This is a genomic window from Variovorax sp. 10N420 (genome assembly GCF_056394705.1).
Map to the genome: position 1 here is coordinate 264,040 of NZ_JBFTIJ010000003.1, position 15,610 is coordinate 279,649.

Sequence of the window (15,610 nt, forward strand, 5' to 3'; positions counted from 1 at the left end):
CACGTCATGCGAGCGCACTTGCTCCCATGCAACGGGCGCGCCGCCTTGCCACGCATCGTCCCAGAACCAATCGACTTGGTGACCTCGCCGCCTCAGGATTTCCGGAAGGAACGCCGTCGACTTGGTTGTGCGGTGGTAGGAATGGTCGACGTATGCAATGCGGGCCACTGGGCTTACTTTCTGACCATGGTTGCGTACAGTCGCTTCGCGACCGCAAACGCCCCTGGGTACTTTCGAAGGACTTCCTTGATGCTTTGCTTGACAGTCAGCCCCTTGGCATCCGGCACGTTTGGAACGGCCGCTGGTTCCAGGTCGGCAGGATGGCGGAGTGTCTCCATGCTCGCCCAACTCATCGCCTCGATGAAATCTCGGTTTGACGAATGCCGCGCAAAAACATCCTTGAGGAACTCGGTCCTGTTCAAGGGCATCTCCGGAAGGCCCGCAGCGGCCGCAAAGAGGAAGAACGCGTGGTAGAGACCTGTCACGTCTGTCGGAGATAGGAACGGAAAGCGCTCGCCCACGACCCGCATGCACTCGATACTGTGCTGACGCACGTCGCCGGAGGTTCCCCCGAGCGAATAGTTGACAGTGACCTCCCTCGTATAGACAAAGGCCGCCTCCACTTCCATGCACGTCATGATCCACTTGAAATCGGCGGTGATCTTGTAGGAAGTGTCGTAGGGGCCCGTTCGTTCGTAGGCTTCTCGCGTGGCGTAGATGCCGTTGTGGCAATCATTGGCGCACATGAAGTACGAGCCAGGATGGACGAATGCCGGGTACCACTCCATTCTGACGTCCGCGCCGCGCACGTTAGCGGCCGTCAGGAGAATTGCAGCGCCGGAACAGTCTCCAAGACGATGGACTGCGATCTCGGCTGCTTCAGGCTCAAGCCAATCATCCGAGTTGAGAACACAGATGAGTTGACCGCGCGCCAGCGGGATTGCTTTGTTGATCGCATGGTAGAGCCCCTCGTCCGGCTCGGATGCGAAGTAGTCGATCCGGTCGCCGTATTGGCGAATCAGATCGACTGTTCCATCCGTGGACGCGCCGTCGAGGACCACATGCTCAACGTTGGAGTAGGTCTGGCTTTGCACGCTCTCGATGGTGCGCGCCAGCGTCTTTGTGTTGTTGCGTACAACGGTGACGTAGGTGACCAGGGGGAGTTCGGCGGTGCCCGTTTTGAAAATTCCGCGCGTCCGCAACCCGCCTTCGACGCGAGGAGCTCTCTGGGGAGGCAGGGCATCGACCCACGACGGCCAGTTCAGGCTTGGCTGGCTTGCGCCCGTCTGGCGGACCCGCAGGAAATGAGGGCCGCGGCTGCCGTTCTGGTAGTCGATGAAGTTCGCCTCGATGATGCCGTCGGCTCGGGCAAATCTGGCGGCTTGCGCGCCTGGCAGCAGCGTGCGTGGCTTGCGATTCGAAGGTCGCTCCACATGCCGAACAAACGCGGCACAGAGGGTCTCCGTCACGATTTCCGCGCAACGGTCCCAACTGAACAGCCGAGCCCGCTGCACGCCGGCCTGCGAGAGCTCGTGACGATACGCCTCCGACGATGCAATGCGCCGAATTGCATCTGCCGCACCCTGCAGGTCATCCGCGTCCAGCATGATTCCGGCATTGCCGACCACTTCGGGCAGTGAAGAATTGTCGGAACAGATCACCGGCGTGCCGCAAGCCATCGCCTCCAGCGGCGGCAGGCCAAAACCTTCGTATCGCGACAGGTACACGAAGCACAGTGCATCGCTGTACAAGGCCGAGAGATCGACATCTTCGACAAACCCTGTCAGAACGATGCGAGACCGCCACTTGCCCGCCTTTTCCAGGGCTTCATTGAGGCGTTCGAGCTTCCATCCAGACATTCCCGCGAGGACAAGATGCGCATCACTCGATTCGTCCTGCTCAAGATGGAGAACAAAGGCGCGAACAACCTGATCGAGATTTTTGCGTATCTCGAGTGTCGCCAGGCTGAGAACATACGGAACGCCGGGAGGGATTCCGTACTTTGCCCGGACCGACGCTCGTTTCTCTTCGTCCTCGCAAGGCACGAAGGAAGGTCCGGCCGCCAAGGGAATAACTGTGACCTGCCGCGGGCTCAGGTCAGGCCGCCGTTCCAGAAGGTCCTTTTTCGTGCACTCTGAAATTGCGAATACCACCGTGTGCTCGTCAAGGCTGTCGATGATGTTTCGGACCTCCGTGGCTGCCTCGGCGGAAAAAAAGTCGGGCCGCTTGATGGCAATCAGGTCGTAGATAATGTGGGCCTGCAAGACACCGGGATCGAGCAGCCAGCGCGCAGGGGCTACGCCAAAAGGCGACAGCAGAACGTCTGCATCCAGCGACGGATCCGAGTTGCCTGTTTGGTGGCGCTGAGCAGTCAGGCGCCTCGAAGCGATGTAGTGGGCTGACCTTTCTTCGTCGCCCTCCCTATAGAACAAGCGCGTATCCAGTCTTGGAGATTGCGCAAGACGCGGAAACAACTCGTCGCATACGCGATACACGCCCGTTTTGACTCCCTGCGCCAGTACATACATGTCCAGCGCCAAGCGCGGCTTCGAATTACTCATTGTTCAATTCTTTTACTCAGTCAACACGAATGCAGCCCCCCACATTAGAACAAGTCCGCAGTTCGACCCTTTCTAAGTTGCGATTTGAGTTCTGCCGGCCCGCGCCGCCTTGATCTCCGCCAGCCTTTGGGACGTTCTCTGACCCGCAGCCTGCACAGAAAGCCTGGCCTCCGCGCTCGCCCTGGCCCTCGCGCCGAGCTCACGGGCAAACTCCGGCTCGTCGTAGAGACGCCGCATGAGCGAGGCGGCATGATCGACTGAAGGCTCCGCCCAAATCAGTTCGGGATCGTAAGGCGGCATCGTTCTGCCGAGTTTCACCAGCTCGTACGAGACGAGCAGGCTGTTGCTTTCGTCCATGAAGTCAACATTGCCGGAGAAGCCGGTGGCAACTACCGGCTTGCCCATCAGCATGGCCTCTGCCAACGTCAGGCCAAGCCCTTCGCTTCGATGAAGCGAAACGTATGCATCGCAACTGTCGGTCAACGAAAGTACTTCGTCAGGCGTATACATCTCGTCTATTACCTGAATCCTCGCTCCCGCTGCCGCGTCGCGCAGTTGCGTCATCTGGGCTGGGTGGTGATGACCATACATAGTCTTCAGGACGAGCGACACTGGCTCCTGAGGCCCGAAGGCTGCCTTGAACGCCCGTATCAGCCCCAACGGGTTCTTGCGTTCCATCACGCTGTTCATGTGAAAGTTGAACAGGAACATGAAGGTACCCTCTTCCACCCCGAAGTAGCTGCGGTCGCGACGCTCATAGTTCCCCAGCTGAACGCCAGGGAACATCGTCAGGACAGGTACAGGCAAGCGCTCGCGCAGCCCCTTGGCCACGAACGAAGTCGCGGCCCAGACTTCGTCCACACCTTCGGCACGGCCCACCCAGCCCTCTGGAATTGAATCAAATTCCCAATACCAGTATGCGATGCGGTATGTAGCGGGCGAGCGCTCCTGCAGATCGCTTCGCGCGTAAGCGTCTGTGAAGAATGGATCCGGCTGGGTGTGGATGAGCGTCACATCGAAGTCCTCCAGACCGTCGAAGCAGACATGATTGGGCTCGTCAAGAATGTCTGTTCTCAGATCGCGCAACGAGACTTGGATGCCTTCGCCACGCATGCCGGCCACCAATGACTCGGCCGAAACGCGCACCCCGGACGGGCTGCAAAAGTGTCCGATCACATTGATGCCAAGGCCCGCGAGTTCTTCCGCGGTTTTCTGCGGGTCGAGTGCCGCACACCACGCCCTTGCATCTGCCGGGAGTGAATCTGGGCCGGATCGAAGCCAGTCAACGAAGGATCGTGCCGACGTATCCGTCTCGAACGCACCGGGATGTAGTGCCTGCCAGTCTGGGCGCGCCCAATAGGCCTCGCGCAACCGCCGAGACGCCGACGTTGCGACCGGCCAATTTGACGGCGTCATCCATTCTTCGTCGACAACTTTGTGGGTGCCCGCAAACCATTTTGCGAATGCTTCCCGCCCAAAGACGGTCATGGCATCCGGGTGACGCCTTTGCCAGTCCGGAGTGAACAGGTAGGCCCGAACAAGTTCGAGAGCAGGGTTCTCAGCGGCTTGCATCAACAGCCACATGATTTCTTCCGATCGCAGATCGAGCTCTTGCCTGCCGTGGCGCATGAACCATCTGAACAGGCCGGCTTGGCCTGGCGGCGTGAGCCCATGCGGCAAGCCGGCACGTATATCGGCTCGAAAGAGAAAAAGCTGGCGGGCTCGCGCGGCGAGGTCTTCTTCCAACACCTCTTCTATCGCCCCTCTTCCCGCTTCTTGCAGGCCGAGGGCGCTGGCATTTTCGGCCAGCCATTCTGCAAAACCGCTCGCCTGCGGATCAGACAACGCGGCGGGAAACTGCGCACGGATTTCCGGTCGGGTGCGGAGCAAATCGACGATGAACCTCGCGGCCGACCATGTGTCGACGATTTGCTCTGGCGCTTGCTTGGGCCACAGCATGAGCTCCAGCGGCATGCCAGCTGCGTCGTGAAGCGCAGTGTCATTCAGCAGGTCGAGGCAACTGGCGGACCCCCTTCCCCGTTCACGAATGAACCGCAGTCGCTCCGAGATGCGCCATGGAGTGAGGATCCACCAAGACAGCTTGAGAGCGCGAACACCTTGCTTGCGAAGCGGTGTGGGCACGACGGATGTGACCTTCTGGAGCGCGGTTGTTGCGCGCCATGCCGTCGAAGCTTGAAGTTCCCGATGCTGCTCTGTCAAATCGGCGATGCGCTGACTCGCCCCTGCGATCGATCGATCCCTTTCCTTGATCACCTTGCGCAGTTGCCTCAGTTCGACGTCCGCGCTGGCCCTGACGCGTTGTTCGCGGCGCCGCGCTTCGATGGCACTTGCTTCTGCCACTATCACCCGTTTCTGAGCGGCCGCCATCTCGGCCTCCTGCCGCTCCAGGCGATCTCGGAGATCCTGGACCTCGGCCATGACAAAGCCATCAAACACATTGGGAGGGCTCCTGAAGGCTTCTTTCAGTTGTGCCCGCTCACGGGCTACGTAGAACCGGTTCAGTCCATCGCTGTACACGTGGAAGTAATCGGCCTCCAGCAGCAGATGCTCCCAATCCCCGTGACTCTCGATCTGTGAGTTCGGGAGCGTGGCCTCAACGACGACGATCCAAGGTCGATGTCGGGTCCAGTCGTTGCCGGCCAGCACCTCCTTCTCCAGTCCCTCTACGTCGATTTTGAGGAAGTGGACATCCTGGTCAGGGGGAACGTGTCGCTGCCACACCGACGCCAGGGTGCGCATCTCGACCGTCTGCCGGGTTACGACCCAGCCGGCCTCCAGATGGCCAAGGGCGAACTCCTCGTTGGCAGTGGACAAACCGGAATCCCCGACAAAATTCACCATTACGGTGCCGAACCGGTCGCCCAAGGCCACGCATAAATTTACGTCCAGGGGGCGCCGCTCGACCAAGCCGCTGAAGTGGACCGGATTGGGCTCGACGTTGATGCCACGCCACCCTCTTTCGCTGAATGCCCGTGTCACGGAATCCTGATCCGGCGACCACGCGCCGACGTCAATGTAGAAGCCGGCTGACAGGTGCCCCAATGCACGCCACAACATGACATCTTCAAAATTCTGGGCGTATGAGACGAAGGACATAGGGGAGCATTGGATGAGTTGGCTAACGGCGAGCTCGTGACCAGTGCAGCAAAAAAGCCACAGAAGGTGAAACCGTTCGTGTCGGCGATGCGATGCCTTACCCGGGCAAACGCTGCTTTCCTTTGGAAGCGAGCGTCCAAGAGTACCAAGCCTTTGCGGCAGAATTGGGGCCTCGCGCTGGACGGCCTTGCAAAGGAACGCCGCGACAACCAAATCAAAGAGGGATCTTCATGAAGAAACGCGCCGTAGTCACCGGGATCACAGGCCAGGATGGCGCCTACTTGGCTGAGCTGCTGCTCAGCAAGGGGTATGTGGTGTACGGCACCTACCGCCGCACAAGCTCCGTCAATTTCTGGCGCATCGAAGAGCTTGGCATCCAGGACAACCCTGACCTTCACTTGATCGAGTACGACCTGACGGACTTGGGCAGTTCTTTGACGCTGATGAAGACAGCGGCACCCGACGAGGTCTACAACCTGGCGGCTCAGAGTTTTGTAGGCGTCAGCTTCAACCAGCCTGATGCCACGGCACAAATCACAGGCATGGGCGCGCTCCATCTCCTTGAAGCCATACGCCTTACCAATCCGAAGATCCGCTTCTATCAAGCGTCGACTTCCGAGATGTTCGGCAAGGTACAAGCGATCCCCCAGGTCGAGGAAACCCCTTTCTACCCGCGTAGCCCTTACGGCGTAGCCAAACTCTTCGCGCACTGGATGACGATCAACTATCGGGAGAGCTACGACATCTTTGGTTGCAGCGGCATCCTTTTCAATCACGAGAGCCCCCTTCGCGGCCGCGAATTCGTCACCAGAAAAATCACCGACGGCGTGGCGAAGATCAAGCTGGGGAAGGCCGAGGTCCTTGAGCTCGGCAACCTAGGCGCCAAGCGTGACTGGGGCTTCGCCAAGGAATACGTCGAAGGGATGTGGTTGATGCTCCAGGCCGAGGAGCCTGACAGCTTTGTCCTGGCGACGAACCGGACGGAAACCGTCCGTGAGTTTGTCGACATGGCGTTCAAGGCCGCTGGCTATGAGCTGCGATTCGAAGGCGAGGAACAGCACGAAGTTGGGGTGGACGTGAAATCCGGCAAGACGTTGGTCCGGGTGAATCCCAAGTTTTATCGTCCAGCGGAAGTGGATCTGCTGATCGGCAACCCGGCTCGCGCCAAGGAGAAGTTGGGATGGGAGCCGAAGACGACACTGGAGCAGCTTTGCTCAATGATGGTGGAAGCCGATCTGCGTCGCAATGCTGAAGGGCACTCGTTCTAGCCTTTGCATCCGGGGGCGCGGGCGAATTGACTCCTGATCGGCGCGCCTCACCTGCTTCAGCAACCTAGCCCCTGGCGCCTTGAAAAGGGGGGAGCGGTCACGGGCCGCAGTTGGCTCGCCCTATCTTCGATGCACGCTATAGAAAACACTGAGAGAACGGGAGTAGACATCCGCGTGGCGCTGTCCTCGAAGGCGAGGCTGCGTTTAGCCGAGGTTCAGGATTCACCAGGTCTGGAGGCAGATCGGTTGTCATTCCAATCGCCGTCGCCGGCACCTGCAGCGAGTCTTCGGTCCAGGGTGAAGCGAGCGCTGCGCCACGTGGCACGGCTCTCTTTCAGAGCAGCCGGACCCTTCATACGGCCTGCCGCCTTCCGGTTTCGAGCGTACCTCCTTGGCCCCCTGCAGGCGCAAGCGCAGCAAATGCACCAGAGGCTCGCGCAGGACCTGGAATCTCATCAGCAAGCACAAGCGGCGGCCATGGATCGGATGCTCACGATTCACACCACGCACGTGCTTCAGGAGATTCAGTCGGTCCGTGAATCACTGCAGCGGAATCGGCATCAGGCGAGCCCCGATCCCGAAAAAGAGCGAATGTCGCCGCCCATCTCAGACCGGTTGGACCGGCTGGAGCAACTCGTCCAGGCCACAGCAAGCAGAATTGCCGTTCCTTGCGGGCCTGACGCTCTACTATTGCGCACTGCCGTAGGGTCGGTGCTGTGTCCAGCATCCGATTTCGCTCTTGTGTCTTTCCTCATGGAAACAGGCGAACTCGAGCGTGGCACGCGGCTCTTGATCGATCGCATTCTCAAGCCTGGGGACGTATTCGTCGATGCTGGCGCGAATATCGGTATGCACACCCTTGCAGCCGCACGGGCGGTGGGTGAAAAGGGCCGCATTTTTGCGTTTGAACCCTTTCCTGCGACACACGATCTCCTGCGCAAAACTGTTTGGATGAATGGGTTTTCTTCGATGGTCGAAACCTATCAGGTTGCAGTCTCAAATCGAACCGGCAGCGAAGCGCTGCATCTGGGTTCGACCAGTGGTCATCACTCGCTGTATCCCTTGCCATCTTCCGGCCTGCCCGCTATGGCGCCGGTGGAAGTGCCTTTGATGCGAATCGATGATGTCGTTGGACACGACATCAAGGTGGATCTGATCAAGATAGACGTGGAAGGGGCGGAACTCGAGGTTGTGGAAGGGGCCGCCAGCGCCATTGCACGCAATCCCGAAATCGCCCTCATTGTTGAATTCGGCATTTCTCACTTGCGAAGAACAGAACACATGACGGCCGACTGGCTGCGCCAGTTTCACGATCTTGGGTTGACCTACAACGCCATCGATCCGGAAACTGGAGCTATCAGCGAAATAACCTTGTCGGAGCTCGAAAGCAGTTTTTCAACGAATTTGCTTTTTTCACGTCCCGGCTCGACCGTCTGGACAAGGGCGAAGGGTGGCGCATGAAGCAAGAGGTCATTGTCCTCGGAGCCGGTGGGCACGCGAAGGTCTGCATCGAACTATTGATGGCTTCATCCATGTCGGTCGCCTTCTGTATTGGAGGGCATGACAGCGGCGAGTTTTGTCTCGGCGTTCCGGTCCTAAAGGGAGATGACCACTTGGTGCGCCTTCGCGACGAGGGATACTCATTGGCTTTTATTGCGGTCGGCTCGAACACTCTACGTCAACGTCTTGCGGGTTCCGCGCGGGGGATGGGGTACGAACTGGTCAATGCCATCAGCCCGACAGCAGTCATTTCCCCATCAGTACAGATGGGAAAGGGCATCGCCGTTATGGCCGGAGCCGTCATCAATGCGGACGCTTGCATTTCAGATCTGGCCATTGTCAATACATCTGCAACCATCGACCACGACAGCCTTGTCGGGGAGGCAGCACACCTGGCACCGCAATGCGCTCTGGCCGGAAATGTCACTGTCGGAGCGCGCGCGTTTCTAGGAATCGGAAGTCGGGTGATCCCGAGCGTTTGCATTGGTAGGGACGTTGTGGCCGGCGCCGGTTCCGTCATCATTTCTGACATTGAGTCAGGCTCGCGAGTCGCCGGGGTGCCGGCCAGAAAGATCAATGAAAGGACAAAGCCACAATGAAGCGGATCTCCGTCGCAGAACCGAAACTTGCGGGCAATGAACGAAAGTACGTCCTTGATTGCCTCGACACCAACTGGATTTCGTCCAATGGCAAGTACATAGGCGCTTTCGAGCAAGCCTTTGCCACGTTCTGCGGAACGAAGCACGCGATTGCCGCCAACAATGGCACGACAGCGCTTCACCTAGCGCTGGTCGCTCTGGACCTGCAGCCGGGGGACGAAGTGATCATCCCCACGGTGACGTACATTGCAACGGCCAACGCGGTGCGCTACTGCGGGGCGACGCCAGTGCTGGTGGACGTGTGCGCCGACACCATGAACATCGATCCGAAGGAAGTCGAAAAGAAGATCACCAAGCGCACGCGCGGCATCATTCCTGTTCATCTCTACGGTCATCCGGCTGATATGGATTCCATCAATGCGATCGCGCGCCAGCATGATCTCTGGGTGCTCGAGGATGCAGCCGAGGCTCACGGTGCAGAGGTCAACGGCAAGCGCGTGGGAAATCTTGCGGATTGCGCGACCTTCAGCTTCTTCGGCAACAAGATCATCACTACGGGCGAAGGCGGGATGATCACGACCAACGACGATGAGCTCGCCGCCAGACTGCGGCTCTATCGTGGACAGGGCGTCGACCCGAACAGACGTTACTGGTTTCCTGTCGTCGGCTACAACTACCGCATGACCAACATCCAGGCGGCGATCGGTCTGGCCCAGATGGAGTCGGTCGATCAGGCATTGGAAGATCGCAGGGTGCTGTCCAGGCTGTATGACGAAGCATTGGCCCCCCTCAAGGACGTGCTGGTGCTGCCCGTGACGCACCCAGGGATGAGGCATGTGTATTGGATGTACACCGTCTTCCTGCGCGAAGGGGACGAAAGCCGGCGCAACAACGTGATGGCTGCCTTGGATCAGGCGGACATCGAGACGCGGCCAGTTTTCTATCCCATGCATGTGCTGCCCCCCTATCAAGAGAAGGCGATCTACCCGGTTGCCGACCTGTGGGCGCAACGAGGCATGAATCTTCCAACCCATCAGTACCTGACGAAAGCGGACGTTGACCGCATCGCCGCGACGCTAGCGCAAGCGCTGAATCAATGAAGATTGCGCTCTGCTCATCTTTTGTCCCATTCATCAACGGCGGCTATCGCAATATTGTTGAGTGGCTCGAGACCATGCTGCGTCAAGCAGGACACGAAGTAGAGCGCATCTACCTTCCGGAAGTGGACACCCCGGAGCATCTTTTCACGCAAATGGCCGCGTTTCGGTTCATTGACTTGAGCGCGGCGGATCGTGTGATTTGCTTCCGCCCCCAGTCCCACCTGATTTCCCACCCACACAAGATCGTTTGGTTCATTCACCACCTGCGCGTCTTCTACGATCTTTGGGACAGCGAGTACCGCAATTTTCCGGATGACGTGAAGCATCGAGGCATTCGGGATGCATTGCGAGCCGCCGACACGGCAGCATTGCTCGAGGCAAAGCATGTGTTCTCGAACTCCCAGGTTGTTTCCGATCGGCTCAAGCGCTTCAACGGCATCGACAGCGAACCACTGTTTCCCCCAGTTCTCCATCCGGATCGATTCCAGTATCGCCAATCGAACGACGAGATCGTCTGCATCTGCCGCCTGGAAGACCATAAGCGGCAACATCTTCTGGCCGAAGCTCTTCAGTATTGCCGTACACCAGTTCGCCTTCGGTTTTGCGGGCTCGGCGCGGGCGTCGCTTACGCGAGCTTGCTGACCCAATTGGCCGCGGAGCACGGACTGAGTGACCGAGTGATCGTGGAGAACCGCTGGGTCGACGAAGATGAAAAAGCCGGCTATCTGGCAGACTGTCTGGCGGCGGCCTATCTGCCCGAGGACGAAGACTCTTACGGATATCCCACCATCGAGGCTGCACATTCGGGCAAGCCGACGCTTACAAGCACGGATTCAGGCGGGCCGCTGGAGTTCGTGATCCACGAAGTCAACGGGCTTGTCAGCGAGCCTGAGCCGCGGGCGCTCGCAGCGGCGATGGACCGCCTCTATGAAGACAGAAACGGGGCGCGGCAAATGGGCGCCAACGCGAAGGCTCGAATCGACGAGTTGGGCATCAGTTGGTCTCGGGTATTGGAAAGGCTGTTGGCGTGAAAGTGCTTGTCGTCAACAACATGGCGCCATTTGTCTCTGGTGGTGCGGAAGCCATGGCTACTCATCTGAAGACCAACCTGGAAATTGCAGGGCACGAGGCCGAAATCCTCAGGCTTCCGTTTCAGTGGGAGCCCGCAACGCGCATACCTTCGCAAATGCTGATGGCTCGATCCCTGATGCTGCAGAACGTCGACCATGTCATCGCTCTCAAGTTTCCGGCGTACCTCATTCCCCACCCGAGCAAGACCTTATGGCTGGTACATCAGTACCGCCAAGCCTATGACCTGTTTGACGCAGGACAGACCAATCTTCCGGAAGGCCCCGCCGGCGCTGACATCCGCCGAGTGATCAAGAACGCCGACGACGAATGTTTCCGTGGCGCCCGTCGCATTTTCTCGATTTCAGACGTAACGCAAAAGCGGCTAGCCAAATACAACGGCTTCCCTTCGACCGTGCTGCGTGCACCCATCAACGATCCGGAGATCTTCATCGGCGGGCAGCCACAGGGCTACGTTTTTGCAGGTGGGAGGGTCAACGCGGCCAAACGGCAGCACCTGCTGATAGAGGCCATGGCAACAGCCTCGAAAAGCGTGCGGCTGGTTGTCGCTGGACCGCCCGACTCTCCTGCAGATGCAGCGCGGCTCCATGAAACTGCGGAGCGCCTTGGCGTACTGGACCGGGTTCAACTGGACCTGCGCTTTCTCGATCGCGCCGAATACGGTGCCTACATCAACGGCGCAGCGGCAGTCGCCTCCCTTCCCTTCGATGAGGAATCGTTCAGCTACGTCGCCATGGAAGCCGCAACGGCCGAAAAGGCCTTGATCAGCACGACCGACAGCGGAGGAGTACTCGGCTTGGCGCAACATGGCCGCACGGGTTGGGTTGCATCGCCCGACGCGAAAAGCCTCGCGGAGGCATTGAGCATGGTGTACGCCAATCCAAAGCGTACCCGCGATTTCGGAGCTGCCGCCAAGGCTTGTTGGGTCTCGTACAACGTCACCTGGCCGGCAACTGTCGAGGCATTGCTCTCATGAAGTTCGCGATCTTCAGCCCCCTCGTCACCCACTCGGCCATCGGGCGCGTTACGGCACTCGTCGTGCGAGCGTTGCAGGCACTTGAGCAGCAAGTCGTCATCGTGAGGACGGAACAGAACGTGGCCGCCGACGAGTTGCACCATTCGTGCACGGTCGAGCAGATCTCCTGGACCGATACCGCCGCCGTCATGCGCGTCACACAAGACGCAGACCTGCTGGTCTACCAAGTCGGGAACAACTACGAGCTTCACTGCGGCGCCATGCATTGGCTGGATCGCCTGCCTGGAATCGTCTGCCTGCATGACTTCGTGGTCGCGCATCTTTTCGCGGGTTGGGCTCAGTCTCGCCCGAAGGAGGCGCTGAGGGTCCTCAAGGAATGGTATGGCGAGGAGGTCGCCACCCGGTTCTTCAACGTGCACGATGGTCATCAGTTTATGGAAGATGCGAGCACCATCTATCCGATGACCGAGTGGGTCTGCGCAATGGCGGATGGCGTCATATCCCACAGTCATTGGGGAATGCGCCGCGTGACTCGTGCCTGCGCGGGCCCCGTGCGCGCGGTGCCGCTCCCTTATGACGCACCATTTGCGGTGAAGGCAAGCTCGACGAGTCCCGCGCGCAAAGACATGGTGAATGTCATTACGGTCGGTCACGCGAATTCGAACAAGCGAATCGAGAGCGTCATACAAGCCATTGGGAGCAGCGCGCTCTTGCGCCACACGATTCATTACCGACTTTGCGGCCGTATTGAACCAGCGTACGCTATCAAGTTGATTGCCCTCGCCCGTAGTCTTGGCGTGCAATTGACTGTTGCTGGAGAAACGGACAGTACCGGGCTGCAAATTGCCATCAACGAGGCTGACATTGCCTGCTGCCTTCGGTGGCCGAGCTTCGAAGCGGCATCGGCGACAGCCATAGAAGGATTGCTCTATGGCAAGGCTGTGATCGTGACCGACACAAGTTTCTATAGCGAACTGCCGGACGATTGCGTGCTGAAGATTCCTCACCAGAGCGAGGTGCCAAAGCTCATGGACGCACTCGAATTTCTTTGTATGCACCCGGAGAAACGTCGCGCAATGGCCGTCCGGGGCCAGCAATGGGCGACAGCCACATTCACCGCCAGGAACTATGCTGAGAATCTCGTGCAACTGACACGGCCGATCGCCACCGCAAAGCCTCTCGTCCAGATGGCAGATAGACTGATGACACAAATGCGGGATTGGGGCGCCTCTTCTGAAATGCTCTTGGCGGATGCAATCGTCGAACCGCTTCTGCTGTTCCAGCTCGATGGCACCCTGCCTGAATCGTCTCCGCTGCCGGATCCGTTCTCCATTCCGGGCCCAGAACAAGACCTGCTTCCATGATTCCACTCTTTTCCGCCCAAGCCGCAAATGCCGGACTGAATCTCGAGTCCGGCATTTTTCGCGTTCTTCGAAGCAACAGGTATGTCCTGGGCAGCGAGGTTACGGCGTTTGAAAGCGAGTTTTCGAGCTACATCGGCGCAATCGAATGCGTCACGCTTGCGAATGGTACTGATGCGCTCGAGATGGCATTGCGAGCTGTCGGCGTCTCAGCCGGAGACCGAGTGGTCTGCGTTGCGAATGCGGGCTTTTATGGAAGCACCGCAATCCACGCGATAGGCGCAAAGCCTTTGTACGTGGACGTCGAAGCCACAACGCTGAACATGGCAACAGCCGCCCTCGCAACTGCGCTCGAGCTCAAGCCCAAGGCAGTCATCGTGACTCACCTCTACGGACAGATGGCCGACATCGAAGAAATCGTGACCTTGGCGCATCGCGCCGGCGTCAAGGTGATCGAGGATTGCGCACAGGCACATGGCGCAACTCGACATGGCCGACGGGCGGGAAGCATCGGCGACGTCGGCTGCTTCAGCTTCTACCCAACGAAGAACCTGGGTGCTCTGGGAGATGGCGGTGCTGTCGTCTGCAACGAAGTCGCGGTGGCTGAAGCTGTGCGCACGCTGCGCCAATACGGCTGGTCCGACAAGTACCACGTGTCGACTCCACTGGGCCGCAACAGTCGCCTCGACGAAATCCAGGCTGCCGTACTGCGCGCAAAACTACCCCATCTCGACGCGGCCAATCGCCAGCGTCGAGAAATCGCTGCGAAGTACAACAGTGCCTTTCATGGACTACCGCTCCTGCTGCCTCCTTCAGTGCAAGAGGACTATGTGGGCCACCTCTACGTCGTGCGCGTGGAAGCCCGCGAGGCATTTCGGGAGCACATGCGCTCGCAGGGGATTGCCACCGACGTGCACTATCCCATTCCTGACCATCTACAGAGCGCCTATCCCAAGGCGCAGGTGACAGGGATCCTCGAGCACAGCGTGCACGCCTGTCGAACGGTCGTCTCGCTGCCATGCTTCCCTGGCCTCACCGATGCTGAAAGCTCCCGGGTGATCGACGGGGTGCGATCGTTCTTTGTGCGTTGAGGTCACGACAGTGTTGACGCTCGTTGTTCCCGTCTATCGAAATGAAGCTTCGATCTCCGATTTGCTCGATGCGGTCAGCGGCCTTCACCGCGACCTGGGCGGCGAGATGGAAGCAGTGTTCGTCATCGATGGCAGCCCCGATCGAAGTTTCGAACTGCTGCGCGACGCGCTTCCGGCGCGGCCGTTTGCATCCAAGCTCGCGCTGTTGTCACGGAACTTCGGCTCTTTCTCGGCAATCCGCACCGGTCTGGAACTCTCTGAAAGCGGCCGATACGCGGTCATGGCAGCGGACCTCCAAGAACCGCCAGAGCTTGTGCTCGAGATGGACAAAGCGCTGCGCACCGAATCCGTGGACGTGGTCGTCGGTACACGGCAGGGGCGCGACGATCCTTTCATGACTCGCCTGCCCGCCGAGATCTTCTGGTGGTTTTACCGAAGGTATGTGGTGCCCGAGGTCCCGCCCGGTGGCGTCGACGTCTTCGCTTGCAACAGGGAGTTTCGTGACAACCTTCTTCGGCTTGACGAACGCCACAGTTCGCTGATCGCTCAGCTTTTCTGGCTCGGTTTTCGGCGCAAGCTGATCCACTATTCACGCAGATCGCGCCAACACGGCAAGTCGGCTTGGACCTTGCGCAAGAAGGTCAACTATCTGATGGACAGCGTGTTCTCATTTACGGACCTCCCTATCCGTCTCCTGGTGCGCGGCGGTGGCATCACGGCTGCCCTGGCAGGCCTGCTTGGCCTGGTGGTGACGATCGGCAAGATCATGGGGTTCATCTCGGTGCCAGGCTACGCAATGACGATCCTCACGATCGTCTTCCTCGGAGCCGTGAATCTTTTCGGTCTCGGGATCGTCGGGTCGTACGCATGGCGCATCTACGAGAACACGAAAGGTCGACCGCACACGATCACGATGCGTATCCACCAGTTCAACCAGACGACCTGAAG

At 59.2% G+C, this 15,610-nt stretch carries 11 protein-coding genes; 9 read left to right on the forward strand and 2 right to left on the reverse strand.

Annotation, left to right across the window (positions count from 1 at the left end):
• Positions 1–173 precede the first annotated feature (173 nt).
• Both AC1DEK_RS09330 and AC1DEK_RS09335 read right to left on the reverse strand, forming a co-directional pair.
• Complete coding sequence (locus tag AC1DEK_RS09330; RefSeq protein WP_478124942.1) at positions 174–2,540, reverse strand: glycosyltransferase; 2,367 nt, start codon at positions 2,538–2,540, stop codon at positions 174–176.
• A 93-nt stretch (positions 2,541–2,633) separates the two neighbouring features.
• Positions 2,634–5,678, reverse strand: a complete 3,045-nt coding sequence (locus tag AC1DEK_RS09335) for an FkbM family methyltransferase (protein ID WP_478124943.1) — start codon at positions 5,676–5,678, stop codon at positions 2,634–2,636.
• Between the two features lie 230 nt (positions 5,679–5,908).
• On the opposite strand from AC1DEK_RS09335, the gene gmd reads away from it, so the two are divergent.
• The 9 genes from gmd to AC1DEK_RS09380 all read left to right on the forward strand — a co-directional run bounded on the left by gmd (position 5,909) and on the right by AC1DEK_RS09380 (position 15,608).
• Positions 5,909–6,946 (forward strand): GDP-mannose 4,6-dehydratase, encoded by a 1,038-nt coding sequence (gene gmd / locus AC1DEK_RS09340; protein WP_478124944.1) that lies wholly within the window; start codon positions 5,909–5,911, stop codon positions 6,944–6,946.
• 420 nt (positions 6,947–7,366) lie between these two features.
• A complete protein-coding gene (locus AC1DEK_RS09345; RefSeq protein ID WP_478124945.1) occupies positions 7,367–8,407 on the forward strand; it encodes an FkbM family methyltransferase in 1,041 nt (346 codons plus the stop codon).
• Positions 8,404–9,045 (forward strand): acetyltransferase, encoded by a 642-nt coding sequence (locus tag AC1DEK_RS09350; RefSeq protein ID WP_478124946.1) that lies wholly within the window; start codon positions 8,404–8,406, stop codon positions 9,043–9,045. Before AC1DEK_RS09345 ends, AC1DEK_RS09350 begins: the two co-directional genes overlap by 4 nt.
• Entirely contained in the window at positions 9,042–10,145 is a 1,104-nt protein-coding gene (locus AC1DEK_RS09355) for a DegT/DnrJ/EryC1/StrS family aminotransferase (RefSeq protein ID WP_478124947.1), read from the forward strand. Before AC1DEK_RS09350 ends, AC1DEK_RS09355 begins: the two co-directional genes overlap by 4 nt.
• Positions 10,142–11,176: a glycosyltransferase family 4 protein gene (locus tag AC1DEK_RS09360; RefSeq protein WP_478124948.1), complete on the forward strand. Its 1,035-nt coding sequence runs from the start codon at positions 10,142–10,144 to the stop codon at positions 11,174–11,176. Before AC1DEK_RS09355 ends, AC1DEK_RS09360 begins: the two co-directional genes overlap by 4 nt.
• Positions 11,177–11,178: 2 nt before the next feature.
• Complete coding sequence (locus AC1DEK_RS09365) at positions 11,179–12,210, forward strand: glycosyltransferase family 4 protein (protein ID WP_478124949.1); 1,032 nt, start codon at positions 11,179–11,181, stop codon at positions 12,208–12,210.
• Positions 12,207–13,574: a glycosyltransferase gene (locus AC1DEK_RS09370; protein ID WP_478124950.1), complete on the forward strand. Its 1,368-nt coding sequence runs from the start codon at positions 12,207–12,209 to the stop codon at positions 13,572–13,574. Before AC1DEK_RS09365 ends, AC1DEK_RS09370 begins: the two co-directional genes overlap by 4 nt.
• A complete protein-coding gene (locus tag AC1DEK_RS09375) occupies positions 13,571–14,662 on the forward strand; it encodes a DegT/DnrJ/EryC1/StrS family aminotransferase (protein ID WP_478124951.1) in 1,092 nt (363 codons plus the stop codon). The genes AC1DEK_RS09370 and AC1DEK_RS09375 overlap by 4 nt, the downstream gene beginning before the upstream one ends.
• Positions 14,663–14,672: 10 nt before the next feature.
• A complete protein-coding gene (locus AC1DEK_RS09380) occupies positions 14,673–15,608 on the forward strand; it encodes a glycosyltransferase family 2 protein (RefSeq protein ID WP_478124952.1) in 936 nt (311 codons plus the stop codon).
• Positions 15,609–15,610: the final 2 nt, after the last annotated feature.